This window comes from Streptomyces sp. NPDC003393, assembly GCF_053589015.1.
The window spans coordinates 183,546-207,534 of sequence record NZ_JBSFRB010000002.1; the positions used below are offsets into that span (position 1 = coordinate 183,546).

19 protein-coding genes are annotated in these 23,989 nt (G+C 70.9%); 9 read left to right on the forward strand and 10 right to left on the reverse strand.

Annotated elements, in window-relative coordinates; translation table 11 throughout:
• Positions 1 to 28: 28 nt before the first annotated feature.
• A complete protein-coding gene (locus ACWDUZ_RS02865) occupies positions 29 to 3,253 on the reverse strand; it encodes a tetratricopeptide repeat protein (protein ID WP_451629970.1) in 3,225 nt (1,074 codons plus the stop codon).
• Positions 3,254 to 3,412: 159 nt separating this feature from the next.
• On the opposite strand from ACWDUZ_RS02865, the gene ACWDUZ_RS02870 reads away from it, so the two are divergent.
• Positions 3,413 to 5,446, forward strand: coding sequence for a thioredoxin domain-containing protein (locus tag ACWDUZ_RS02870; RefSeq protein ID WP_451629971.1), 2,034 nt, complete (start codon positions 3,413 to 3,415; stop codon positions 5,444 to 5,446).
• Positions 5,447 to 5,504: 58 nt separating this feature from the next.
• On the opposite strand, the gene ACWDUZ_RS02875 is transcribed toward ACWDUZ_RS02870, so the two are convergent.
• From ACWDUZ_RS02875 to trhA, 4 genes are all read right to left on the reverse strand, one after another.
• The gene (locus ACWDUZ_RS02875) at positions 5,505 to 6,248 is read right to left on the reverse strand and encodes a Mut7-C RNAse domain-containing protein (RefSeq protein WP_451629972.1); all 744 of its coding nucleotides are present in this window, start codon (positions 6,246 to 6,248) and stop codon (positions 5,505 to 5,507) included.
• A gap of 33 nt (positions 6,249 to 6,281) precedes the next feature.
• The gene (locus ACWDUZ_RS02880; protein WP_451629973.1) at positions 6,282 to 6,914 is read right to left on the reverse strand and encodes a TetR/AcrR family transcriptional regulator; all 633 of its coding nucleotides are present in this window, start codon (positions 6,912 to 6,914) and stop codon (positions 6,282 to 6,284) included.
• Between the two features lie 4 nt (positions 6,915 to 6,918).
• Complete coding sequence (locus ACWDUZ_RS02885; RefSeq protein WP_451629974.1) at positions 6,919 to 8,568, reverse strand: MFS transporter; 1,650 nt, start codon at positions 8,566 to 8,568, stop codon at positions 6,919 to 6,921.
• 189 nt (positions 8,569 to 8,757) lie between these two features.
• Complete coding sequence (gene trhA, locus ACWDUZ_RS02890) at positions 8,758 to 9,471, reverse strand: PAQR family membrane homeostasis protein TrhA (protein ID WP_451629975.1); 714 nt, start codon at positions 9,469 to 9,471, stop codon at positions 8,758 to 8,760.
• Positions 9,472 to 9,769: 298 nt separating this feature from the next.
• Here trhA and ACWDUZ_RS02895 point away from each other — a divergent pair, with 298 nt between their 5' ends.
• The 3 genes from ACWDUZ_RS02895 to ACWDUZ_RS02905 all read left to right on the forward strand — a co-directional run bounded on the left by ACWDUZ_RS02895 (position 9,770) and on the right by ACWDUZ_RS02905 (position 13,417).
• Entirely contained in the window at positions 9,770 to 11,617 is a 1,848-nt protein-coding gene (locus tag ACWDUZ_RS02895; protein WP_451629976.1) for a phosphoenolpyruvate carboxykinase (GTP), read from the forward strand.
• A gap of 260 nt (positions 11,618 to 11,877) precedes the next feature.
• Positions 11,878 to 12,831 (forward strand): glucose-1-phosphate thymidylyltransferase RfbA, encoded by a 954-nt coding sequence (rfbA, locus tag ACWDUZ_RS02900; RefSeq protein ID WP_451629977.1) that lies wholly within the window; start codon positions 11,878 to 11,880, stop codon positions 12,829 to 12,831.
• Positions 12,812 to 13,417 carry a dTDP-4-dehydrorhamnose 3,5-epimerase family protein gene (locus tag ACWDUZ_RS02905; RefSeq protein ID WP_451629978.1) on the forward strand — a complete coding sequence of 202 codons (606 nt, stop codon included), beginning with the start codon at positions 12,812 to 12,814 and terminating at the stop codon, positions 13,415 to 13,417. The genes rfbA and ACWDUZ_RS02905 overlap by 20 nt, the downstream gene beginning before the upstream one ends.
• A gap of 198 nt (positions 13,418 to 13,615) precedes the next feature.
• Here the strand turns inward: ACWDUZ_RS02905 and ACWDUZ_RS02910 are convergent, their stop codons facing one another.
• A complete protein-coding gene (locus ACWDUZ_RS02910; RefSeq protein ID WP_451629979.1) occupies positions 13,616 to 15,175 on the reverse strand; it encodes a hypothetical protein in 1,560 nt (519 codons plus the stop codon).
• Between the two features lie 161 nt (positions 15,176 to 15,336).
• Here ACWDUZ_RS02910 and rfbB point away from each other — a divergent pair, with 161 nt between their 5' ends.
• Together rfbB and rfbD are read left to right on the forward strand one after the other, a co-directional pair.
• Entirely contained in the window at positions 15,337 to 16,308 is a 972-nt protein-coding gene (rfbB, locus tag ACWDUZ_RS02915) for a dTDP-glucose 4,6-dehydratase (protein WP_451629980.1), read from the forward strand.
• Positions 16,305 to 17,225 (forward strand): dTDP-4-dehydrorhamnose reductase, encoded by a 921-nt coding sequence (gene rfbD, locus ACWDUZ_RS02920; RefSeq protein WP_451629981.1) that lies wholly within the window; start codon positions 16,305 to 16,307, stop codon positions 17,223 to 17,225. Before rfbB ends, rfbD begins: the two co-directional genes overlap by 4 nt.
• A gap of 93 nt (positions 17,226 to 17,318) precedes the next feature.
• On the opposite strand, the gene ACWDUZ_RS02925 is transcribed toward rfbD, so the two are convergent.
• Together ACWDUZ_RS02925 and ACWDUZ_RS02930 are read right to left on the reverse strand one after the other, a co-directional pair.
• Complete coding sequence (locus ACWDUZ_RS02925) at positions 17,319 to 18,593, reverse strand: glycosyltransferase (RefSeq protein ID WP_451629982.1); 1,275 nt, start codon at positions 18,591 to 18,593, stop codon at positions 17,319 to 17,321.
• Positions 18,590 to 19,174, reverse strand: a complete 585-nt coding sequence (locus ACWDUZ_RS02930) for a tetratricopeptide repeat protein (RefSeq protein WP_451629983.1) — start codon at positions 19,172 to 19,174, stop codon at positions 18,590 to 18,592. Before ACWDUZ_RS02930 ends, ACWDUZ_RS02925 begins: the two co-directional genes overlap by 4 nt.
• Positions 19,175 to 19,638: 464 nt before the next feature.
• On the opposite strand from ACWDUZ_RS02930, the gene ACWDUZ_RS02935 reads away from it, so the two are divergent.
• Positions 19,639 to 19,815, forward strand: a complete 177-nt coding sequence (locus ACWDUZ_RS02935; RefSeq protein WP_451629984.1) for a hypothetical protein — start codon at positions 19,639 to 19,641, stop codon at positions 19,813 to 19,815.
• A gap of 159 nt (positions 19,816 to 19,974) precedes the next feature.
• Here the strand turns inward: ACWDUZ_RS02935 and ACWDUZ_RS02940 are convergent, their stop codons facing one another.
• Positions 19,975 to 20,421 (reverse strand): SCO4983 family protein, encoded by a 447-nt coding sequence (locus ACWDUZ_RS02940; RefSeq protein WP_451629985.1) that lies wholly within the window; start codon positions 20,419 to 20,421, stop codon positions 19,975 to 19,977.
• Between the two features lie 171 nt (positions 20,422 to 20,592).
• Positions 20,593 to 21,804, reverse strand: coding sequence for a pyridoxal phosphate-dependent aminotransferase (locus tag ACWDUZ_RS02945; protein ID WP_451629986.1), 1,212 nt, complete (start codon positions 21,802 to 21,804; stop codon positions 20,593 to 20,595).
• Between the two features lie 191 nt (positions 21,805 to 21,995).
• On the opposite strand from ACWDUZ_RS02945, the gene ACWDUZ_RS02950 reads away from it, so the two are divergent.
• Positions 21,996 to 22,760, forward strand: coding sequence for a hypothetical protein (locus tag ACWDUZ_RS02950; protein ID WP_451629987.1), 765 nt, complete (start codon positions 21,996 to 21,998; stop codon positions 22,758 to 22,760).
• 323 nt (positions 22,761 to 23,083) lie between these two features.
• Positions 23,084 to 23,956, forward strand: a complete 873-nt coding sequence (locus ACWDUZ_RS02955; protein ID WP_451629988.1) for a trypsin-like peptidase domain-containing protein — start codon at positions 23,084 to 23,086, stop codon at positions 23,954 to 23,956.
• Positions 23,957 to 23,989 lie beyond the last annotated feature (33 nt).

Here is a 23,989-nt window from a genome sequence, read left to right on the forward strand (position 1 = left end):
CCGGACGCACGCGTCGCGCGTCCACGCCTCACCCCCGCTCCGACGCGGTCTCACCCCGCATCCCCGCGACCTCCACTCCCATCACCTCGCGGGCGTGCCGGTCCGGCACCATGCCCAGACGCCAGGCCTGCCAGCCGGCCTCCAGCTCCACACCGCGCTCAAGCAGGAGCTGGTAGGCGTCGACGTACTGCTCCAGCTTGCCGTCCCGCAGCGGATGGCCGGCGCGCCCCAGGGCGGACAGCTCCTCCTGGGCGACCGCCGTGCCGACCTCCACGCCGCCGGGCGCCGCGTACGGCAGCAGGGTGCAGCGCAGGAAACGCGCCCAGTCCTCGCCGCGGCGATCGCCGTAGGAGGTGAACAGGGCCAGCGCCTCGTCGCACAGGGCCAGCGCCTGCTGGGTGCGGGCGTTGCCCGCGTCCACCACGGCCAGCTCCAGGCACGTCCAGGCCTCGCCGTGGGCGACGCCGATCCGCTGGAAGTCGGCGCGCGCGTCGGCCAGCAGCTGGCGGGCGAAACCGGAGTTGCGCAGGGAACCCGTCTGCGCCGCCCGCTGGTCGCGGGTCACCCTCGCCGAGTGGTGGCGGGCGCACGCCAGCCCGTACACGTCCCGCATCCGGGAGAACATCGTGCGGGCCCGCTCCAGCTCGCGCAGCGCCCGGTCCAGATCGCCGGTCTCCTCCAGCGCCTGACCCAGGTGGTACAGCGACCACGCCTCGCCGCGCGCGTCCTCGTTGTCGCGGTGCCGGGCCGCCGCCCGGCGCAGCCCGTCCACCGCCGCGGAGCCGTCACCGGCCAGCAGCCGGGCCCGCGCCAGCTGCGTCAGCGCCCACGCCTCGCCGCGCGCGTCGCGGGTACGGCCGTAACGGTCCAGAGCCTGCCCCAGCTCGGCCTCCGCGCGCTCCACCTCGCCCAGCCGCAGCGCGAGCTGGCCCAGCTGGAAGTGGGCCCACGCCTCACCGTGCACCGAATCGCCCTCCCGGTGCAGCACCAGCGAACGCGTCAGCAGGTCCAGCGCCCGGGCCGGGTTCCCCCGGTCCCGTTCCACCGCCGCCAGCGCGTGCATCGTCCAGGCCCGGTCCGTCGCCAGCTCCTCGGCCGCCTGCAGGTCCAGGGCCTCGCGCAGTTTGGCCGCCGCCTCCGTGAGGTTGCCCTGGTGGTGCAGGGTGATCCCCAGGGAGTTCAGCGCACGGGCCGCCCCCGCGTCGTGATGGGCCTGCATGTACAGATCCACCACCGACGTCAGCGTGGTGCGCGCCTTGTCCAGCTCGCCCAGCTGACGGGCCGCGATACCGGTGCGCCACTGCACCGAACGGACCAGTAGCCCCTGGTCGACGGCCTGCGTCAGCTCGCTGATCTCACCCAGGCGGTACAGGTCGCCGCGCAGCAGGCAGTAGTCGCACAGCGCGCCCAGCAGATGCAGCACCGCCGCCTGGTCCACGCCCTCCGCGTGCTTCAGGGCGGCCGTGATGAAGCTCGACTCGTCGTCCAGCCAGCGCAGTGCCTCGTCCAGGGAGGTGAAGCCGTACGGGCTGAAGCGGTCCGAGCGGGTCGAGTTGTTGCCGTCGACCAGGCGCAGCACCGAGTCGGCCAGCTCGGCGTAGTTCCCGATCAGCCGCTCCTGCGCCGCCCTGCGCTCGTCGGGATCCTCCTCGTCCAGCAGCCGGGCGTGGGCGAAGTCCCGCACCAGGTCGTGCAGCCGGTAGCGGCTGCCCCGCACATGGTCGATCAGACCCGCCCGGGCGAGTTCCGCCAGCCGGCGGGAGGCCTCCTCGTCGTCCGTGGCCAGCAGCGCGGCGGCCGCCGCCCCGCCGAGCGAGGTACGGCCCGCCAGCGCGAGGCGGCGCAGCAGCCGCCGGGCCGTCTCCGGCTGGTCGGTGTAGCGCAGCCACAGCACCCGCTCGACGGCATCCACCGGCCCGTACGCCCCGAGGTCCGTGGCCAGTTGACGGGGCGAGCGCGGACCGAGCGAGGAGCCGGCGATCCGCAGCGCCAGCGGCAGCCCGCCGCACAACTGGCGGATCCGCTCGGCGGACTCCGCGTCGTACGGTCCCGAGAGGTCCTGCGCCGCGGCGCCCAGCAGCTCCTCCGCGCCCGCCTCGTCCAGGGCCTGGACCGGCAGCTGGTACACCCAGGCGGGCAGCTCGGCGGGCAACCGCAACGGCCTGCGGGCGGTGACCAGGACCAGGCTGTCGGAGCGCTCCGGGATCAGGGCGCGGACCTGCTCGGCGTCCGAGGCGTCGTCCAGCACGATCGTCACCGGCAGGCCCGTCAGATGCTGGTCGTACAGCTCGCCCAGCCGCTTGACCTGCTGGTCCGCGGAGGACCGCTCACGGAACAGCAGCTGCTCGCGCGGCGCGCCGAGCCGGTTCAGCAGATGCAGCAGGGCCTCGCGGGTGGTCAGCGGCGCCTCCTCCGTGTTGTCGCCGCGCAGGTCGACGACGACGGCGCCGCGGAACTGGTCCTTGAGGTCGTGGGCCGCCCGGACGGCCAGGGCGGTACGGCCGGAGCCCGGCGCGCCGTGCAGCACGACGACCGTCGGCCTGGTCTCGCTGCTCGCGCGGGCCGCCTGCACGCACTGCCGGATCCGGGCCAGCTCCTGCCGTCGGCCCGCGAACACGCCCTCCGCCTGGGGAAGTTGACCGAACGACTGCTCCAGCACGCTGCGCCTGCGGGCCGCCGCGCTCTTGTCCGTGCCGCGCAACCGGGGGGCCGTCTTCTTCGGCACCGTGGAGGCGGTGAGCACACGCTGCTGATCGAGGAAGGGACGGATCCCGCGCACCTCCAGCGCGGTCAGCCACTGAAGCCGCAGCTGCTCGGCGCCGCCGGGCTGACCGGCCGCGCCTGCCCGGTGGTGGGCCGCGGGCAGATGGGCGGCGGTCACCTTCACGACCGTGGCCGCCGCACCGGCCACCCCGGCCACGGCGCCCGCGCCGACGGCGGTACCCGGCCCGGTACCGAGGGCGGCGTCGGCCACGGCGGCGGCGAACGCGGCGACGACCGCGACCATCAGCGCCGTCCCGGCGCCCTCCCGCGCATATCGCTGCGCGAAGGTGAGCTGCCCGGCCGCCGCCTCGTCCAGTGCCCGGGTGTACGCCTCGTACTCCTCGGCCGCCGGCGCCGCGAGGGTGTCCAGGGCCGCCCGGGCCCGCGACAGCAGCACCCCACCGTCCACCCGGCCGCCCGACCGCCGCACCTCCTCCTCCACGGCCCGAGCCAGCAACCGCTCGGCCTCCACCCGATGCACGTCCCGCATGAACCGTCCCCCTCCTGACAACTCCTGTGCGTACGAGTGTCCTTCGAGCCCTCCACGAACGCGAGAGGGCGGCGATCACGGCCGGGGGCGGGCGGACCGTACCGCCCGGCGGCCATCACGTTCCGTGCCTGGCCGGTGCGGGTGAGGCAGGATGGGAACATGCCGAACCGACTGGCTCATGAGACATCGCCGTACCTGCTCCAGCATGCCGGGAACCCGGTCGACTGGTGGCCCTGGTCGCCGGAGGCGTTCGAGGAGGCGCGCAGGGCGGACAAGCCCGTGCTGCTGAGTGTCGGGTACTCGAGCTGTCACTGGTGCCATGTGATGGCCCACGAGTCCTTCGAGGACCAGGGCACCGCCGACTACCTCAACGAGCACTTCGTCAACATCAAGGTGGACCGCGAGGAGCGGCCCGACGTCGACGCCGTGTACATGGAGGCGGTGCAGGCGGCCACCGGTCACGGCGGATGGCCGATGACCGTGTTCCTGACACCGGACGCGGAGCCGTTCTACTTCGGCACCTACTTCCCGCCCGAGCCGCGGCACGGCATGCCGTCCTTCCTGCAGGTGCTCCAGGGTGTGCGGCAGGCCTGGGAGACCCGGCGGGAGGAGGTCGGCGATGTCGCCGGGAAGATCGTGCGGGACCTGGCCGGGAGGGAGATCGACTTCGGCGGGACCCGGACACCGGGCCCGGAGGAGCTGGGCCAGGCGCTGCTCGGGCTGACCCGCGAGTACGATCCGCGGCGCGGCGGGTTCGGCGGGGCGCCGAAGTTCCCGCCCTCCATGGTGCTGGAGTTCCTGCTGCGCCACCACACGCGCACCGGCTCCGAAGGGGCCCTGCAGATGGCCCGGGACACCTGCGAGCGGATGGCCCGCGGCGGCATCTACGACCAGCTCGGCGGCGGCTTCGCCCGCTACTCCGTCGACCGTGACTGGGTGGTGCCGCACTTCGAGAAGATGCTGTACGACAACGCCCTGCTGTGCCGTGTCTACGCCCACCTGTGGCGCACCACGGGATCCGAGCTCGCGCGCCGGGTCGCCGTGGAGACCGCGGACTTCATGGTCCGTGAACTGCGCACCGAGGAGGGCGGGTTCGCCTCCGCGCTCGACGCCGACAGCGACGACACGAGCGGCGGGCATGCGGAAGGCGTCTACTACGTCTGGACCCCCGAGCAGCTGCGCGATGTCCTCGGTGCCGAGGACGCCGAACTCGCCGCCCAGTACTTCGGGGTGACCGAGGAGGGCACCTTCGAGCACGGGTCCTCGGTGCTGCAACTCCCGCAGCAGGAAGGCGTGTTCGACGCCGAGCGGATCGCCTCCGTGCGGAGCCGGCTGCTCGCCGCGCGCGCCGAGCGGCCCGCCCCGGGCCGGGACGACAAGGTCGTCGCCGCCTGGAACGGCCTGGCGATCGCCGCCCTCGCCGAGACCGGCGCCTACTTCGACCGGTCCGACCTGGTGGAGGCCGCGGTCGGCGCCGCCGACCTCCTCGTACGGCTGCACATGGACGAGCACGCCGGGCTGTCGCGTACCAGCAAGGACGGGAACGTCGGCGCGAACGCCGGGGTGCTGGAGGACTACGCCGACGTCGCCGAGGGCTTCCTCGCGCTCGCGTCGGTCACCGGCGAGGGCGTCTGGCTGGACTTCGCGGGCCTGCTCCTCGACCACGTCCTGACCCGGTTCACGGACCCGGAGTCGGGTGCCCTGTACGACACCGCCGCCGACGCCGAGCAGTTGATCCGCCGGCCCCAGGACCCCACGGACAACGCCGCCCCCTCCGGCTGGACGGCCGCCGCCGGCGCCCTGCTCGGCTACGCCGCGCACACCGGTTCGGAGGTCCATCGCACCGCCGCGAAGCGGGCGTTGGGGGTGGTGCAGGCGCTCGGCCCGCGGGTGCCGCGCTTCATCGGCTGGGGCCTGGCCGTCGCCGAGGCGGCGCTCGACGGTCCGCGCGAGGTCGCGGTCGTCGGGCCGTCGCTCACCGACGAGGCCACGAGGAACCTGCACCGTACGGCGCTTCTGGGCGCCGCCCCCGGCGCCGTGGTCGCCTACGGCGTCCCCGGCAGCGACGAGTTCCCGCTGCTCGCCGACCGACCCCTCGTCGACGGCGCGCCGACGGCGTACGTCTGCCGCGACTTCACCTGCGACGCGCCGACGACCGACCCGGAGCGGCTGCGGGCCGCGCTCGGCGGCTGACGCGGCCGAAAGGGCCGGCGCGGCTCACCTCGGCCGGGGCGGGGCGGCCGACCGGGTGTCAGCGGCGGTCCGCGTCCGCGTCCGCGTACGTGGTGAGCGCGCGCCGCACGATCGCCTCCAACTGGTCGTGGTGGGCGCCCTTCCAGTAGGCGCGGCCACAGGAGCGGCACTGGGCGAAGACGTCGTACGTGCGCTGCGTGCCGTGTGCGAGTTGGTCGGCGACCTCCTCCTTGGTGGCCTCCTTCAGCAGGCCGTTGCAGGCGGTGCAGCGAGTCCAGGGCCGCAGCCCGGGACGGAACCGGTCGAGGACGTCGCCGAGCTGTTCCTCGGGCCGGGTGCTGTAGACGAAGGCGCCCGCCCACAGTTCACGACGGCGCAGCAGACCCCGGTCGCGGGTGAGCATGACCCGTTTCTGGGCCGCCGAGAGGGAGGCGAGGGCCGCGTCGCCGATGTCCGTCGACTCGTACGCCGTGTCCACGCCGAGCAGGCGCAGACGCCGGGCGAGGGTGCCGAGGTGGACGTCGAGGAGGAAGCGGAGGGGAGCGCCGGGCACCTGCTGGGGGCGTTCGACCGGCCGCACCGTCACGGAGTCGCCCGCGGCCGGGACGTACGAGGGCGGCACCCGGCGGCCGTCCACCACCAGCGCCCCGACCTCGGTCAGCGGCACGCCCAGCGACTCCACGACGTGGCCGAGGGAGGAGACGCCGTCGGTCATGACCTCTCCGGCTCCCCGGCGCCGGCCGTTCGGGAGGAAAGGGGCCAGCTCGGGGGCGAACTCGACGTGGATCTCGGGACCGTTCACCCGGTCAGGATGTCACGGAAGGGGCCGTGCAGCTCAGGGCTTCCCGGTGGGCAGGCCGTGCTCCAGGACGTCCAGGGCGCGGCCCACCAGGTCGCTCAGTTCGCCCTCGAAGCCGGTGTCCGCCCAGTGCATGTAGACCTCCATCAGGCCGCCGGTGAGGGACATGGCGTAGACCCGCACGTCCAGGCTGTCCGGGTCCAGGCCGGTGCGTTCGGCGATGGCCCCGCGGAGCATCCGCCCGGTCGCCGACATGCTCTCCACCATCCGGGAGCGGACGGCCGGGACCTGGAGCCCGAGGTGCGCCCGCATCCGGACCGCCTCGGGATCCTCCGCCATCATGCTGTCGAGGGACATGCGGAGCACGTGCCGCAGCGAGTCCATCCAGGGCTCGTCGGCGGGCCGTGTACGCAACTCCTCCAGCATCAGAGGGTCGTACTCGTCCGTGAGGACGATGTCCTCCTTGGTCGGGAAGTAGCGGAAGACGGTCGACGGCGACACCTCGGCCCGGTCCGCGATCTGCTCGATCGTCGTGGCGTCGTACCCCTGCTCCCTGATCAGCGCGTATGTCGCGTCGCGGATCGCCTCACGGGTCTTGATCTTCTTGCGCTCACGAAGTCCCAGCTGGGGGCGGTCGGCGGGGGAGAGGCGGGAACGTGCGGCCGTCATGGGTTCATTGTCGGGCATCCTCCACCGGGGCGACCACGTCGGGGGTGACGCTTTCCGGTGCCGGTCCGGGTGCCGGTGACGCTTCCGTGTCCGCGTCCGTGCTCTCTTCCGTGCCCGTGTCCGTGTCCGCCGTCGGTCCCGTGGCGGGCGCGGGCGTCGCCCTCGGCAGGAAGGCGGCCGCCAGCAGCGCGGCGACCATGGCGGCCGCACCGCACACCAGCAGGACCACGTTCATACCGTGGACGTACGCGCTGTCCGCGGAGGCGGCCAGACGGGCCGAGCCCAGCTTGTCGCCGATGAGGTGTGCGGCGACGACCGAGTCGCCGGCGGTGTGGGCGGCGCGCGCGGGCAGCCCGGTGACGTCGAGGCTGTCCCGGAAGACACCGGCGAGCAGGCTGCCCAGCAGGGCGATGCCGACGGCGGCGCCGACCTGGCGCAGCGTCATGAGCAGTCCGGAGCCGCTGCCGGCCCGGTCGCGGGGCAGGGTGCCGAGGGCGCTGTCCATCGCCGGCACGACGGAGAACCCGAACCCGACACCGGTGATCGAGAGCCACAGCGCGGTGAAGCCGTAGCCGGAGTCGACCGTCGTACGGCTGCCGAGCAGTGCGGCGAAGGCCAGCACCACCAGGCCCGCGCTCACCACGGCGCGCGGGCCGAACCGTGCGACCACCGGCTGTGTGCCCCTCGCGGCGATCATCAGGCCGCCCATCATCGGCAGCAGGCGCAGACCGGTGCCGAAGGCGTCGTGGCCGAGGACCGCCTGGAGGTACGGGGGCAGTACGAACAGCAGGCCCGACAGGACGAACATCACCAGGGTCGCGGCGAGCGTGTTGAACAGGAAGCCGCGCCGGGCCAGCAGCGTCATGTCCAGCATGGGGCGTACGGCCCGCCGCTCGCGCAGCACCAGAGCGGTGAGCAGCACCGCGGCCGCGCCGAACATCGTCAGCACCACGGGATCGCCCCAGCCGCGGTCGGGCGCCTCGATGATCGCGAAGACGAGGGCGCCGAGGCCGGTCGCGGTGAGCGCCGTGGAGAGGGCGTCGACCTCGGGGGAGGCGGGGTCGCTGGTCTCCGGCAGCAGGAGCACGCAGGCGGCGATGCCGATCGCGGCCATCGGGACGTTGACGAGGAAGACCGAGCCCCACCAGAAGTGGTTCAGCAGCCATCCGCCGATGATCGGGCCGAGCGGCAGGCCGAGCGCGGAGGCGGCCGAGATGATGCCGACGGCCTTGGTGCGCTCGTCGGGTCCGAAGAGCGAGGGCAGCACGGAGAGCGCGAGCGGGGTGACGAGCGCCCCGCCGACGCCCATGAACGCGCGGGCCGCGATGACCCAGTTCACGTCCCCGGCCAGCGCCCCCACCAGCGAGCCGGCGAGAAAGACGCCGAGTCCGGTGATGAGCATCAGGCGACGCCCGAAGCGGTCGCCGAGCAGCCCGGCCGGGAGCATCAGCGCGGCGAAGACGACGACGTACGCGTCCGCCATCCACTGCTGCTGGCCGGTGGTGGCGCCGAGTTCGCCGGCCATGGTCGGCAGGGCCACGTTGAGGATCGTCGTGTCGAAACCGAGCGTGAGCATGCTCGCGACCAGGGCCCCGAGGGCCCACCAGCGGCGCGGGTCGCGTTGCCCGTCTTCCCGTGGAGTGACAGTAGCCATGAAATGAGAGTAGCTCTTAAAATATAGTAACTGTCAATCGGTATCGTCTTTCGGGTACGCGAAAAGGGCCACGGCTCGTGTGAGCCGTGGCCGGGAGGGGCGTGCGGGACGGGCGGTCGGGGGCCGGGCCGGGTCCTGGGGAGGCGACCGAAGGCGGGCCGTGGGGCGCGTAAGGGCCAGGCGTGGTGGTCAGGCGTGCTGGTAGGCGACCAGTGAGATCCCCACGTAGTGCACCACGAAGGCCGCCAGCGTGAAGGAGTGGAAGACCTCGTGGAAGCCGAACCAGCGCGGGGACGGGTTCGGGCGCTTGATGCCGTAGACGACGCCGCCCGCGCTGTAGAGGAGCCCGCCGACGATCACCAGGACCAGGACCGCGATGCCGCCGGTGCGCAGGAAGTCCGGCAGGAAGAACACGGCCGCCCAGCCCATCGCGATGTAGCAGGGGGTGTAGAGCCAGCGGGGCGCACCGACCCAGAAGACGCGGAAGCCGATGCCGGCGAGGGCCGCGGCCCAGATCCCCCACAGCAGCCACTGGCCCTTGGCGCCGGGCAGGAGCAACAGGGTCAGCGGCGTGTAGGTGCCCGCGATGATCAGGAAGATGTTCGCGTGGTCGAGACGCCGCAGTACGCCGCCCAGGCGTGGGCCCCAGTTGCCCCGGTGGTACAGCGCGCTCACCCCGAACAGCAGGCAGGCGGTGAGGACGTAGACGCCGCAGGCGATCCGGCCGCGGGTGGAGTCGGCCAGCGCGGTGAGCACCAGGCCCGCTATGAGCACGGCGGGGAACATGCCCAGGTGCAACCAGCCGCGCAGCTTCGGCTTGACCGGATGCGGCAGGGAGAGCGCCGCCGGACCGCGGCCACCGGCCGGCTTGTCCAGGGGCGCGTCGGAGGCGGACGCAGTCATGCGGGGCATCGTACCTACGTCACCGTAAGTCGGGCGTGAGTGCACAGCGTGAGCGCCGGGTGATCGCGTAGCGGCCCCGGAACGCAAAAAGTTCTTCCGTTGAGCCCAAGGCGGACGCAAAGAATCACGGAAACCGTGGCCTTCCTCACGTTGCTCACCTGTGCGGCCCTCTGGACAGATGGGCGGAGTAGTCGGATGATCAAATGAGTGCGGTCGGCACCGGATGAGCGGCTGCGAAGCATCCGGGTCGAAGCCCCACGGGGCGAACAGGACAAAAACCCCTCATTTAGGAGCGATCGTGGCGCGAGACATCGCGGCTCCCCCCGTCATCCCGACCAACCACCAGGACCTGATCTCGTGGGTGAACGAGATCGCGGAACTCACGCAGCCGGACAACGTGGTCTGGTGTGACGGATCAGAGGCCGAGTACGACCGACTGTGCGAGGAACTCGTCCAGAAGGGCACGTTCAAGAAACTCGACCCGATCAAGCGCCCCAACTCCTACTACGCGGCCTCGGACCCCTCGGACGTGGCCCGCGTGGAGGACCGGACGTTCATCTGCTCCGAGAAGGAGCAGGATGCCGGCCCGACCAACCACTGGAAGGCGCCCGCCGAGATGCGGGAGATCTTCCGGGGCACGGACGGCAAGGGCGGGGTCTTCCGCGGCGCGATGAAGGGCCGGACGATGTACGTCGTCCCGTTCTGCATGGGCCCGCTGGGCTCCCCGCTGTCGGCGATCGGCGTCGAGATCACCGACTCCGCCTACGTCGCCGTGTCCATGCGCACCATGACCCGCATGGGACAGCCGGTCCTCGACGAGCTCGGCGACGACGGTTTCTTCGTCAAGGCCGTGCACTCCGTCGGCGCACCGCTGGAGCCGGGCCAGGCGGACGTCCCCTGGCCGTGCAACTCCACCAAGTACATCTCGCACTTCCCGGAAAGCCGCGAGATCTGGTCCTACGGCTCCGGCTACGGCGGCAACGCGCTGCTGGGCAAGAAGTGCTACGCCCTGCGCATCGCCTCGGTCATGGCCCGCGACGAGGGCTGGCTGGCCGAGCACATGCTGATCCTCAAGCTCACCCCGCCCACCGGTGAGTCCAAGTACGTCGCCGCCGCCTTCCCGAGCGCCTGCGGCAAGACCAACCTCGCCATGCTGGAGCCGACGATCTCCGGCTGGACCGTGGAGACCATCGGCGACGACATCGCGTGGATGCGGTTCGGCGAGGACGGCCGCCTGTACGCGATCAACCCCGAGGCCGGCTTCTTCGGCGTGGCGCCCGGCACGGGCGAGCACACCAACGCCAACGCGATGAAGACCCTGTGGGGCAACTCCGTCTTCACCAACGTCGCCCTCACCGACGACGGCGACGTGTGGTGGGAGGGCATGACACCGGAGACCCCGGCCCATCTGACCGACTGGAAGGGCCGCGACTGGACCCCGGACTCCGCCGAGCCCGCCGCCCACCCCAACGCCCGCTTCACCACCCCCGCCGCCCAGTGCCCGATCATCGCGCCGGAGTGGGAGGACCCCAAGGGCGTGCCGATCTCGGCGATCCTGTTCGGCGGCCGCCGGGCCAGCGCGGTGCCGCTGGTGACGGAGTCCTTCGACTGGAACCACGGCGTCTTCCTCGGCGCCAACGTGGCCTCCGAGAAGACCGCTGCCGCCGAGGGCAAGGTCGGCGAGCTGCGCCGCGACCCGTTCGCCATGCTGCCGTTCTGCGGCTACAACATGGGCGACTACATGGGTCACTGGATCGAGATGGGCAGGACGGCGGTCGCCCGCGACGGCGACGAGTCCAAGCTGCCCCGGATCTACTACGTCAACTGGTTCCGCAAGAACGACGAGGGCACGTTCGTCTGGCCCGGCTTCGGCGAGAACAGCCGCGTGCTGAAGTGGATCGTCGAGCGCCTGGAGGGCAAGGCCGAGGGCGTCGAGACCCCGATCGGCATCCTGCCGGCCAAGGAGTCGCTGGACACCGACGGCCTGGAGCTGTCCGAGTCCGACCTTCAGTTCCTGCTCACGGTCGACAAGGACGTCTGGCGCGAGGAGGCCGCCCTGGTCCCCGAGCACCTGAACACCTTCGGTGACCACACTCCCAAGGAGCTGTGGGACCAGTACCGGGCGCTGGTCGAGCGCCTGGGCTGAGACCCCGCCCTCCGCGTCGCCCGGGCGGGCGCCCGGACGACACCAGCTCCGCGGCCGGTCACGACGTGCCCTGACCGGCGATGTCGCTCCGGCCGGCCGCGGGAACCCGGTCCTCACCCGGTCCGGTCACGGGCCCACTCCGCACAACGGCGTACGGGGTGGGCCCGTCGTTGCTTTCCCGGGCGTGATTTCTCACGCCCCACCCCGCCACACGCCGCGAAAACGACTGTACCTGCGGGCCATTCACCTATGGTGATGCCGTGCGCGGAATTCTGTTGGCCGGGGGTACCGGCTCGAGACTATGGCCGTTGACCCGCTCGGTGTCGAAGCAGTTGTTGCCGGTATTCGACAAACCGTTGGTCTACTACCCTCTTTCCACACTGGTGATGGCGGGTATCCGGGAGATCCTGATCATCACCACTCCGGAAGACCAGTACCAGTTCCGCCGGTTGCTCGGCGACGGCAGCCAACTGGGCCTGCGGCTCGAATATGTGACGCAGGAGCGGCCGGAGGGAATCGCCCATGCCTTCGTCCTGGGGGCGGACTTCATCGGTGACGATTCCGTCGCACTGATTCTGGGCGACAACATCTTCCACGGCACCGGTCTGGGCACCCGACTGGCCCGCTACCGCGAGTTGACGGGTGGCAGGGTTTTCGCTTATCAGGTCGCAGACCCCTCTGCCTACGGCGTCGTGGAGTTCGACGAACGAGGCCGGGCGCTGTCCGTCGAGGAGAAGCCGGCCCGGCCGAAGTCGCGATATGCCGTGCCCGGACTCTACTTCTACGACAACGACGTCGTGGAGATCGCTCGCGGCCTGAGTCCCAGCGTCAGGGGCGAGTTGGAGATCACCGACGTCAACAGGGCGTATCTCGCGGCCGGGAGGCTTCATGTCACCCAGCTCGACCGGGGTACCGCCTGGCTGGACACCGGGACCTTCACCTCCATGGTCCAGGCGTCGGAATTCGTCCGGGTGATCGAGGAGCGCCAGGGCTTCAAAGTCGGCTGTATCGAGGAGGCGGCCTGGCGGGCCGGCCTCATCGACGACGACCGGCTCCGCGAACTGGCCCGGCCGCTCCTCAAGAGCGGGTACGGCCGCTACCTGCTGAGCCTGCTGGAGGACCACCGGCACCTGGTCGCGCCCCCGAGGGACGGTGGCAAGCAGACCGACCTGGCGGAGGAAGGAGGCGCTCATCGTGCAGCCATTGGGCATTGAAGGGGCCTGGGTGGACACTCCCACGGTGTTCACGGACGACAGGGGCCGCTTCCACGAGTGGTTCAAGGTCGAGAGGTTCCACGATTCTCTCGGCCAGCGGCTCCGCCTCGCGCAGGCCAACTGCTCCAGGTCGGTGCGCGGAACCTTGCGCGGTATCCACTACGCGTCGGTTCCGCCGGGCCAGGCGAAATACGTGACATGCGTCAGCGGTGCCGTCCTCGACGTGGTGGTCGACATCCGTACCGGCTCGCCGACCTTCAGGAGATGGGAGGCGGTGCAACTGGATGACAGGACACATCGCTGCGTCTACCTCTCAGAAGGTCTGGGGCACGCGTTCATGGCGCTGGAGGACAACTCCACGGTTGTCTACCTGTGCTCGGAAGGATACGCACCGCAAAGGGAGTTCGGAATCAATCCGCTCGACCCTGCACTGGCCATCGGTTGGCCCGGGGATCTCGTGCCGGTTCTTTCCGCCAAGGATGCGGCGGCGCCCACGATCGAGGAGGCCGAACGGCAAGGCCTGCTGCCCTCGTTCGCGGCATGCGACGCATATCGCAGAAGCCTCGTGGCCGCCGCGTTCCACTGAGGCGAAAATTTCCCGGCTTGCTGTACCTCTGAGGACCGTTTCGGCCGCTCGGGTGATCTTGGCCTATGCCAGGGGTCAATTCTTAGCATTCCGTCGCCGCAAGTGAACAATGGCACTGCCAGTGGCCGCGATCGGCGAGGGCGCGCAGCATGTGTGCTTGCGGTGTGGTCACTTCCCCAAGTTTCACGAGGAAGGTTCTCAGTGAGCCGTAGAACAATGCGGATTTCTCGTGTGAGATCTGCCACCATGGTTACGGCGGGCGCGCTTGCCGTCGTCCTCAATATCACTCCGAGCGCGGTGGCCGTCGCCGACGCCATCCACCGGTCCGGCGCGAGCAGCAATGCGGGACTGCCCGGCCCGAACGGTGCCGTCAGCGCCGACCGGTACCAGGCGGCCTCGGCCGACCCGCATGGAGACCACGATCGTGGGCCGCAGGGGCCACGTGGCCACACCGGTCCTCGGGGGCCGCAGGGTGAGCCCGGTGTGCCGGGCCCACAAGGTGTCCCGGGCGAGCAGGGCCCCCAGGGCGTGAAGGGCGACACGGGTGACACCGGTCCGATGGGCCCGCAGGGTCCTGTGGGTACCGGCAACGGAGAGCCGGGACCTCAGGGTCCGCAAGGCTTCCAGGGTGTGCCCGGAGAGCAGGGCCCGCAGGGCGTCCAGGGCGCCACCGGTGCCCAGGGCAGCGTCGGAGCCGGCGGTGCCACGGGCCCGATGGGCCCGCAGGGCGAGACCGGTGCGACGGGTGCCAGCGGTGCCACTGGTCCGATGGGCCCGCAGGGTGCCACCGGTGCGACCGGCCTGACCGGTGCCGAGGGTCCGCAGGGTGCCGAGGGCGTGCCCGGAGTTCAGGGCGACCCCGGTGTTCAGGGTCCGCAGGGCTTCCAGGGTGACACCGGTGACACCGGCGCCACCGGTCCCGAGGGTCCGCAGGGTATTCAGGGTGACGTGGGCCCGGAGGGCCCCCAGGGTGACCCCGGTGCCGAGGGTCCGCAGGGCTTCCAGGGTGAGACCGGTGCGACGGGTGCCACGGGTGCCACTGGTCCGATGGGCCCGCAGGGTGCCACCGGTGCGACCGGCCTGACCGGTGCCGAGGGTCCACAGGGTCCGCAGGGTGCCACCGGTTCCACCGGTCTCACGGGTCCGGAGGGTGCGCAGGGTGCCACCGGTCTTCAGGGTCCGCAGGGCTTCCAGGGCGTCACCGGTGACATCGGCCCCATTGGTCCGCAGGGTGCTCAGGGTGATCTGGGTCCGCAGGGTGTCCAGGGTGACGTCGGGCCGCAGGGTGTCCAGGGTGACGTGGGTCCCCAGGGTGTCCAGGGTGACGTGGGTCCCCAGGGTGCTCAGGGTGACGTGGGTCCCCAGGGTGCTCAGGGTGACCTCGGTCTGCAGGGTCCCCAGGGTGACGTGGGTCCCCAGGGTGTCCAGGGTGCCCAGGGCGGCGTGGCAGACACCGTCGTCGTGACTGGTGTGCAGGGACCGACGTCGACCGCCACCTGCACCGGGACCGACGTGGCCGTCGCTGGCGGATACCAGGCCGCCGACGGTGTCGTGGTGACCGAGAGTGCTCCGGTCGGTACCGGCCCGGTGACGGGCTGGACGGCAACCGCCACCGCTCCCGGTGAGGTCACTGCCTTCGCGGTCTGTGCCCCCGCCGGGGCGTGAGGCCCGACTGACCAGGGAATCAGCGGCGGTGCCCCGAGGCTTCGGCCCCGGGGCACCGGCCGTGTCCGGCCACAGTTTCCGGCAGTCACCCACGCCCGGCGCCGAATCCGGCGACACCCACATGAATCCAGCGGGCCTGCCGAGCAGAAGCAGGCGCCTTGGGTAGCGTGAGGAGCAGTTTCCGGTGACGGGTCCCACCCCCTCTTCGGAAGGCCGGGTAAAAGGAAAATCGGGGGGACGGAAATCGGAGAGCCATGCGTATCCTTGTGACCGGCGGTGCCGGATTCATCGGTTCGGAATATGTCCGCCAACGAATGAGATCCGAGCCGTCGGCGCGTGTCACCGTTCTCGACAAACTCACGTACTCGGGGGTCGAGGCCAATCTGGAATCGGTGAGGGAGCACCCCGGTTTCACCTTCGTGCGGGGCGACATCTGCGACCCGGACGTGGTCGACCAGGTGATGGCCGGCCAGGACGCGGTGGTGCATTTCGCCGCCGAGTCGCACGTCGACCGGTCGATCGACGGGGCCGGTCCGTTCGTCCGCACGAACGTGCTGGGCACTCAGGTGCTGCTGGACGCGGCCCGACGGCATCGCGTCGGCCGATTCCTGCAGGTTTCCACCGACGAGGTGTACGGCTCGATCAGCCAAGGCTCGTGGACGGAGGAGTGGCCGCTCGCTCCGAACTCCCCGTACTCGGCCTCGAAGGCCGGCGCCGACCTGCTGGCGCTCGCCTACCACCGCACCCACGGCGTGGACGTCGTGGTCACCCGGTGCTCCAACAACTACGGGCCGCACCAGTTCCCCGAGAAGGTCGTTCCGCTCTTCATCACCAACCTGCTGGACGGCAGGACGGTCCCCCTGTACGGGGACGGCCGGAACATCCGCGACTGGCTGCACGTCTCCGACCACTGCCGGGGCATCGACCTGGTCCTGAACGGCGGCAGAAGCGGGGAGATCTACCACATCGGCGGCGGGACCGAGGTGAGCAACCACAAGCTCACCGGTCTGTTGCTGGACGCGGTCGGCGCGGACTGGGACCGGGTCGAGCACGTCGCCGACCGCTTGGGGCACGACCTGCGTTACTCGCTCGACGACAGCAAGATTCGCGAAGAGCTCGGCTACACCCCCCGAACGGACTTCGCCGAGGGCCTGGCCGCCACGGTCTCCTGGTATCGCGCGCACCGCTCCTGGTGGGAGCCGCTCAAGGAGAGGGCCCGGCTGTGACGAGCACACAGTGGCTGGTGACGGGCGCCGGCGGGCTCCTGGGACAGGACATGCTGGCCGAACTGGCCACCGACGCGGACGCCACTGTGACGGGACTGAGCCGTGACCAGTTGGACGTCACCGATCCAGCCGCCGTGCGCGCGGCCGTCCGGGGCAGGGACGTCGTGGTCAATTGCGCCGCCTGGACGGACGTCGACGGTGCCGAGGCGTGCGAGGCGGCGGCAACGGCCGTCAACGGCACGGGCGTCCACCATCTGGCACGGGCCTGCGCGGACGGCGGCGCGGTCCTGCTGCACGTGTCCACCGACTACGTGTTCCCGGGCGACAGCCGTGAGCCCTACGCCGAGGACGCGCCGACGAGGCCGGTGAACGCCTACGGGCGCAGCAAGCTGGCCGGGGAGCGGGCCGTCACCGAACTGCTCGCGGACACCGGCTACATCGTGCGGACCGCCTGGCTCTACGGCGCGCACGGCCGCAACTTCGTTGCCACCGTTCTCGACCTCGCGGCCCGGCGCGGAACCCTGGACGTGGTGGCCGATCAGCACGGCCAGCCGACCTGGTCGCGCGCGCTCGCCCGGCAGTTGGCCGCTCTCGGCCGGTCAGCCCTGGCCGGCCGGGCGTCGGCCGGTGTCTACCACGCCACGGCGGCAGGCCACACCACTTGGTACGGCCTGGCGCGGGAAACGTTCCGCCTGTGCGGCCTGGACCCGGAGCGGGTCCGCCCGGTCGGTTCGGACAAGTACCCGCGTCCGGCCGTGCGTCCGGCCTTCGGTGTTCTCGGGCACGACAGATGGGCCCGGTGTGGTCTCACGTCCCTGCCGCGGTGGGACGACCAGCTGGCCGCGGCCCTGGCCACACCGCCCTTCGCCGCTCTGGCGGCCGCGGCACGCGAGGAGGGCGCCGGGCTGAGGGTCTGACCGGCGCGAGCCCGGCCCGGCACGGGGGCGCCCCGCGGAACCCGATGGTCCGCGGGGCGTCTCTTCCGTGTACAGGCGTTCGGAACAGCTTGTCTAGACCAGCAGAGGTCCTCCGCTGCGCTCGGCGCCTTCCTTCATCGCGATGAGATTGGCGACGACGTAGGAGATGTTGTTCCGGGAGTGCCACTCGGTCGGGAAGTAGGTGACCAGCCGCGACGACTGGAATTTCGCCTGGATCTCCGGCACGAAGGCCCGGTACTGGTTGTCCGTGTAGTACCAGAAGGAGTTCTCGTTGTAGAAGGCGACGTGAGTCGGGTCCTGGTACGCACCGCGGCCGTCGGAGCTGGGCGTCATCGTCAGGAGCATGCCGCCGGGGGCCAGCAGCCGGTACAGCTCGTTGATGAGGGGGATCTTGGCGGGCACGTGCTCGAGGAAGTCGACCGCCCGCATCAGGCCGACGGAGTCGTCGGGCAGGTCCAGCTTCTTGGGCAGGGTCGCGACGATGTCGACGCCTTCCCCGGGGTACTGGTCCACGCCCAGGTAGCCGGGCGGCTTGCGGTGGGCCGCGCCGAGGTCGAGGGCGAGCAGCCCGCGCCGGTGTGTCCAGGCGAGGGCGTTGGCCTCGATGTACTTGTCGTACAGAGCCACCGTCTCGCGCTGGATATGGGCGTTGATCTGCGGGTCGCGCTGGGTGTTCGCGGGGTGCATCCGCTGCAGGTACAGGCAGCGCGGGATGTGGTGGAAGTCGCCGATGTGGAAGAGGCGGCACATCAGGTCCTGGTCGTCCAGCACCGTACGCGTGGCGTCGTACCCGCCGGCCTGCTCGTAGCTCTCCCTGCGGAACGCTCGCACGTGGTTCGGCGCGTACCAGATGTAGGAGACGTTGTGCGGCGTCGGCTCCAGGGAGATCGCCTGGAGCAGCTTGCGGCCGTCGACGCGTACGTCCTCGTACTTCCAGCCGTACGCCTCGTTGAAGCGGGAGTCGTCGCGCTTGCCGTTCTCGGTGATCTGTGCGGTATTGCTGTAGACCAGGACGGCTTCGGGGTGCGCGTCGAACGCCTTGGCCAGCTCCGCCAGGCATGCCTTCGCCAGGAGATCGTCGTGGTCGAGTTCCACGAGGATCTCGCCGCGTGCCAGTTCACATGCCCTGCGCTTCGCCGCCCCGACGCCGTGGAGTTCGTCCGCGATCTCCACGCGGACCCGGTCGTCCTCCCGCTCCGGTCGCCACCGGGCGCCGTTGTTGAGCAGCACGATCCATTCCCAGTCCGTACAGGTCTGCGCCTGCAGGGACTTGAGGCACTCGTCGAGGAAACGGGGTCGGTGGCTGGGGGTGAAGACGGAGAACCTGGGAGTGGGGGTCGAGGTCATCTGGTAGCACCTGCCTGGCTCGAGAGGGGGGTGGGGCTCACGTGGTCCTGGAACCTCTGCGGCACATGGGAGTGCAGCGAGGGATCGGCCGCGACAGCACGGCGGAACTCGTCCTCGGCCTCCTCGTCGCGGTCCTTCCGCGCCAGGATCAAGCCGAGTTGAAGGTGGGCTGTGGGGGCCTTGGGCTGGGTGGCGATGGCGCGCCTGAGCAGGCGCATGGCCTGGTCGGGCGCATCGGACTTCAGCAGGAGTGCCTCGTTGTACAGGGCCGAGGCGTACTCCGGATCGACCGCCAAAGCCTTGTCGTAGGCCTTACGGGCGTCGGTGACCCTGCCTTCCTGCTGCGCGACGACCCCGAGGTTGTACCAGGCGACCTTGTTCTTCGGGTCGATCTCCAGCACTTTGCGGTAGGTTCGGGTGGCACCGGCGAAGTCGTGGTGACGCGTCTGCAGATTCGCGGCCTGTAAAAGGGCGGCGAGCTGCGGGGGTTTGGATGCCGACGCGTTCTTGGATGCGGGGGGCGGGGGCGCGTGAGAATACACCACCCATAGGGTCGCCCCGGTGGCAAGCCCTGCCGTCACGGCAATTCCTGCCCACAATCTCCTGCGTTTCACTCCACCGACGTTACGAGTTTGATCCTTTGTGGCGGCTGTTCAAAGGGTAATTGGAGTCGTGGACCACTCGAATGTACGCAGCAGATAAGTTGTTTCAGCGGAATGTATTCTCCAATTCCTTATTTTCATCTGCTGAGTGGCGGGACGCTCGCGCACTGATCCGAAGGCTGGGTCGAGGCGGGGCGCCGAGGGTGACGGCCGGTGGTTCGTTCGGCGCCGTGCCCTGACGGCGTACGGTGCGGGACGACCGACGGTCCGACGCCAGAGCGGCCTGAGCGCCCCGGCGACCGAAGTGTCGCCGCGGCTTCGGGTGATCCAGGAGACCGCTCGGCACCGCGGCCGGACCCACTCAGTCCGTCGTGCCTGGTCGTATGGCCGGGTCGGCTCAGGGGTACTCGGGACTGACCCCGGTGAAGGAGCGTGATCAGGCCATGGCTGGAGATGGTGACTTCTACAAGCATGACCGCCCGGACACCCCGGACCTGAACGAGGACCGTCCGCGCGGTGGTGGCCCCGAGGAGCCGCAGGGCCGCGGGAACTGGCCGGTCTGGATGATCGTGCTCGCGATCCTCGTGGCGTTCGTCGTGTTCGTGGTGATGTTCGGCTGACGTGAACTCGTCATGGAGCCGGCCGCGGCTCACCCGGAATCCGGAGGACGCGAAGACGGGGTGGAAGGAGATGTGGGCCCGCGGTCGCCGGCGATCGCCGGCTCGGTGTCATGGCGCCCGGTCCGCGTGTCGCTGCGGGTGCACGCGGACCGGGGCCGATCATGAGGCGGCGCCGCTCAGCTCCTGGTGTTCTCCCCGGTCGGCAGCGGCCGCGTGCGCGTCCATCCGCTCGGCCGCCAGGATGGCCGCCGCCGTGTCCGCCCGGGACGCGGCGACGACGAGGGCGCGGCCGGCGAGCGCGTGGGCCCTCTGGTGCAGCGCCGCGGCCTCGTCCGGGCCCTGACCCACGGCATCGGCGGGCACCGACGCGCGGACCGGGGTGCGGCCTCCGCGCAGGCGGGCCACCTGACCGGCGAGGCGCTCGGCCGCCGTGTCCAGGTCGGGGGACGGGGTCAGTGCGCGGAGCTCGTCCGTGGTGGCGAGCAGCGCCGCGAGATGGCCCGCGAGCTGGATGTCCAGCTCTTCCTCCCGGGAACGATGGGGGAAGTCCGAGGTGGTGCCGGCCATCGGGCTGTGGACCGACTTGGTGCGGATCGGTTCGTACATGGTGGATGGCCTCCTGTGCTCTGACAGAAGGCATCCTAGCTTAGAATGCGTCTAAAGTTGAGTCGGTTCGCACAACCGGCTCGTAAGGGCACGGTACGTGAAGGCGCATCGCACCGGGGTCGTCCGCGTCGAGGAGCCGGCCGTGCTCGGGCGGTCCGGTCCGGTCGAAGCTCAGGGCTGGCTGTAACCGTCCAGGAAGCTGCCGATCCGGCCGATCGCGTCGCGCAGGTCGCCGACCGAGGGCAGGGTGACGACCCGGAAGTGGTCCGGCTCGGGCCAGTTGAAGCCCGTGCCCTGCACCACCATGATCTTCTCCCGGCGCAGCAGGTCCAGGACCATGCGGCGATCGTCCCTGATCTTGAAGACCTTGGGGTCCAGGCGCGGGAAGAGGTACAGCGCCCCCTTGGGGCGTACACAGGTCACGCCCGGGATCTGGGTGAGCAGGTCGTAGGCGACGTCCAGTTGCTCCTTGAGCCGCCCGCCCGGCAGGACCAGTTCCTTGATGGTCTGCCGGCCGCTGAGCGCCGCGACCACGCCGTGCTGTCCCGGCATGTTCGCGCACAGACGCATGTTGGCCAGGATCGTCAGGCCCTCGATGTAGGAGTCGGCGTGCGCGCGCGGGCCGGAGATCGACATCCAGCCCACCCGGTAACCGGCCACCCGGTACGCCTTGGACATGCCGTTGAACGTCAGGGTCAGCAGGTCCGGGGCGACCGAGGCGGTCGGGGTGTGCGTGGCGCCGTCGTAGAGGATCTTGTCGTAGATCTCGTCGGAGCAGACCAGCAGGTTGTGCCGGCGGGCGATGTCCGTCAGGCCCTTGAGCACGGACGGGTCGTAGACCGCGCCCGTGGGGTTGTTCGGGTTGATGATGACGATCGCCTTGGTGCGGTCGGTGACCTTGCGCTCCACGTCGGCGAGGTCGGGCATCCAGTCGGACTGCTCGTCGCAGCGGTAGTGCACGGCGGTGCCGCCGGACAGCGAGACGGCGGCCGTCCACAGCGGGTAGTCCGGCGCCGGTACGAGCACCTCGTCGCCGTCGTCGAGCAGCCCCTGCATCGCCATCACGATCAGCTCGGAGACGCCGTTGCCGATGAACACGTGCTCGACGTCGGTCTCGATGCCGAGGGTCTGGTTGTGCATGACGACCGCGCGGCGGGCGGCCAGCAGGCCCTTGGCGTCGCCGTAGCCGTGGGCCGTGGAGACGTTGCGGAGGATGTCCTCCAGGATCTCCGGCGGGCACTCGAACCCGAACGCGGCCGGGTTGCCGGTGTTGAGCTTGAGGATGCGGTGGCCCGCCGCCTCAAGCCGCATGGCCTCCTCGAGAACCGGGCCGCGGATCTCGTAACAGACGTTGGCGAGCTTGGTCGACTGGATCACTTGCATGTCTGGGAGCTTACGGCTTGGTAACGCCCCATGCGTCGTGTTATCCGCCACGCGAGACGGCCGGGCATGACCATTACCGGCGGTAGCTGTCCCATCGGCCCCTCTGGTACCTAGGATTTCAAGCCATGTCCATGCCTCCGCAGACTCCTGGTGTCCCACGCTCGGGTGACGGGCCCCAGGAGCCGCCGAACGTGTACCACCCGCATGCCGCGCCGATCCCGGCGTACGAGGAGTACGCCGACCCGGCGGTCGCCCACGGGTGGCAGACCGCGTACGACGAGACACGGGAGATGCCCCCGGTACCGGCCGACCCGCCACCGGGCGCGGAGCGGGACGAGGACGCCGGGCAGTGCGACGGGCCTGGTCGGTATGACGGAGCGGGCCAGTACCTCGAGGCAGGACGATACGGCGCCGCGGAGCCGCACCCCGGCGGGGAGCCGGACGGCGGTGCGGAGCCCCTTGGCGGTGCCGGGCCGGGCGGCGGCCGCCGTGCGCGGCGGGTGGAGCAGCGGCGCGGCGCCCGGCGGTCGCGGCGCGCGGTGATCGCCGCCGGGGCCGTGGGTGCCGTGTCCCTCGCCCTGATCGCCGGTTTCACGGCGCTGAACTCGTCGGGGAGCGGAGCGCGGGGCGACCGGGAGCACGGGGAGCCGACGGCCGACGCCGACACCGTCGCGAGCGGCACCCCGTCCGCGGATTCCTCGGACGACTCCGTATCGTCCGGCGCCCAGGGGTCCTCCGCCCCGGGCGACGGGCGAACGTCCCCGGCCACCACGGCGAGCGCCACCGCCTCGCTGGGCGCCCCGGAATCCCGGACGACGAGCGCGACCCCCTCCCGGCCGGGGTCCACCGCCACCACCCCGGGCACCGCCCCGACGTCCACACCCACCCCCACGCTCAGCACACCGGGCTCCTCCGGCCGCGGTCACGGGGGCCGCGGCCGCGGTCACTGGCACTAGGCGGCACTGGGGTGCGGGACGGCACCGAGGTGCGAGACGGCACTGGCCGGCACCGGACGGCACTGGACGAGCAAGCGCCCGGAGCCGGCACGTCCTCTCCCCCCACTGCCGCACCGGCATGAAGGACCCCACCGGCATCGAATTCTGACGGTTCGTCGACCGTCGGACCGTCCGTCTGGGCACGGGTTCTGATGGCCCGTCGCCTTACCGGCTTCGGCCGGACGGCTTCTTGTGGCCACCCCTTCGCGCTATCACAATGCGCATGACAAGACAGGCGACCGGAAGATCTCCGGCCGCCCGCGTCTGACAGAGGGGACCCCCACATGAACAAGCCTCTCCTCGCCACACTCGCCTCCCTGGTGATCACCGGGGCGGGCATGGCGCCCGCGGTCGCCGCCACGCAGACCGGCGGTACGGCACCCGCGCCCGCGACGAAGACCGTCGGTTCGGCGCCCGCGCTCAAGGCCGTCGACTTCGCCGGCACCGTCGCGTTGAGCAACTGCTCCGGCTCCCTCGTCCGTTTCCCGCGCTCCGCGGACAGCGACCCGGCGCTCGTGCTCACCAACGGGCACTGCCTGGAGACGGGCTTCCCGGAGCCCGGCGAGGTCATCGTCGGCCGGTCCTCCAGCCGCTCCTTCGGCCTGCTCAACTCGGCCGGCAGCCGGGTCGGGACGCTCCGCGCCGCCAAGGTCGCCTACTCGACCATGACCGACACGGACGTCACGATCTACCAGCTCACCCGCACCTACGCGCAGATCCGCGGCTCGTACGGCATCTCCGCGCTGAGCCTGAGCGACACCCACCCGGTGGCGGGCACGGCCATCAAGGTCGTCTCCGGCTACTGGAAGCGCATCTACAGCTGCTCCGTCGACGGGTTCGTCTACCGCCTGAAGGAGGGCGGCTGGACCTGGAAGGACTCCGTCCGCTACACCTCCGCCTGCGACACCATCGGCGGTACCTCGGGCTCGCCCGTCGTCGACACCGCCACCGGCAAGGTCGTCGCCGTCAACAACACCGGCAACGAGGACGGCGAGCGCTGCACCGTGAACAACCCGTGCGAGGTCGACGAGAGCGGCAACGTCACCGTCCGGCAGGGCATCAACTACGCCGAGGAGACCTACCAGATACCGGCCTGCTTCACCACCGGCAACCGGCTCGACCTGAATGCGAGCGGCTGCGTCCTGCCCAAGCCGTAGGCCGGCACGAGGTCCGTACCGCGCGCCGCGGCG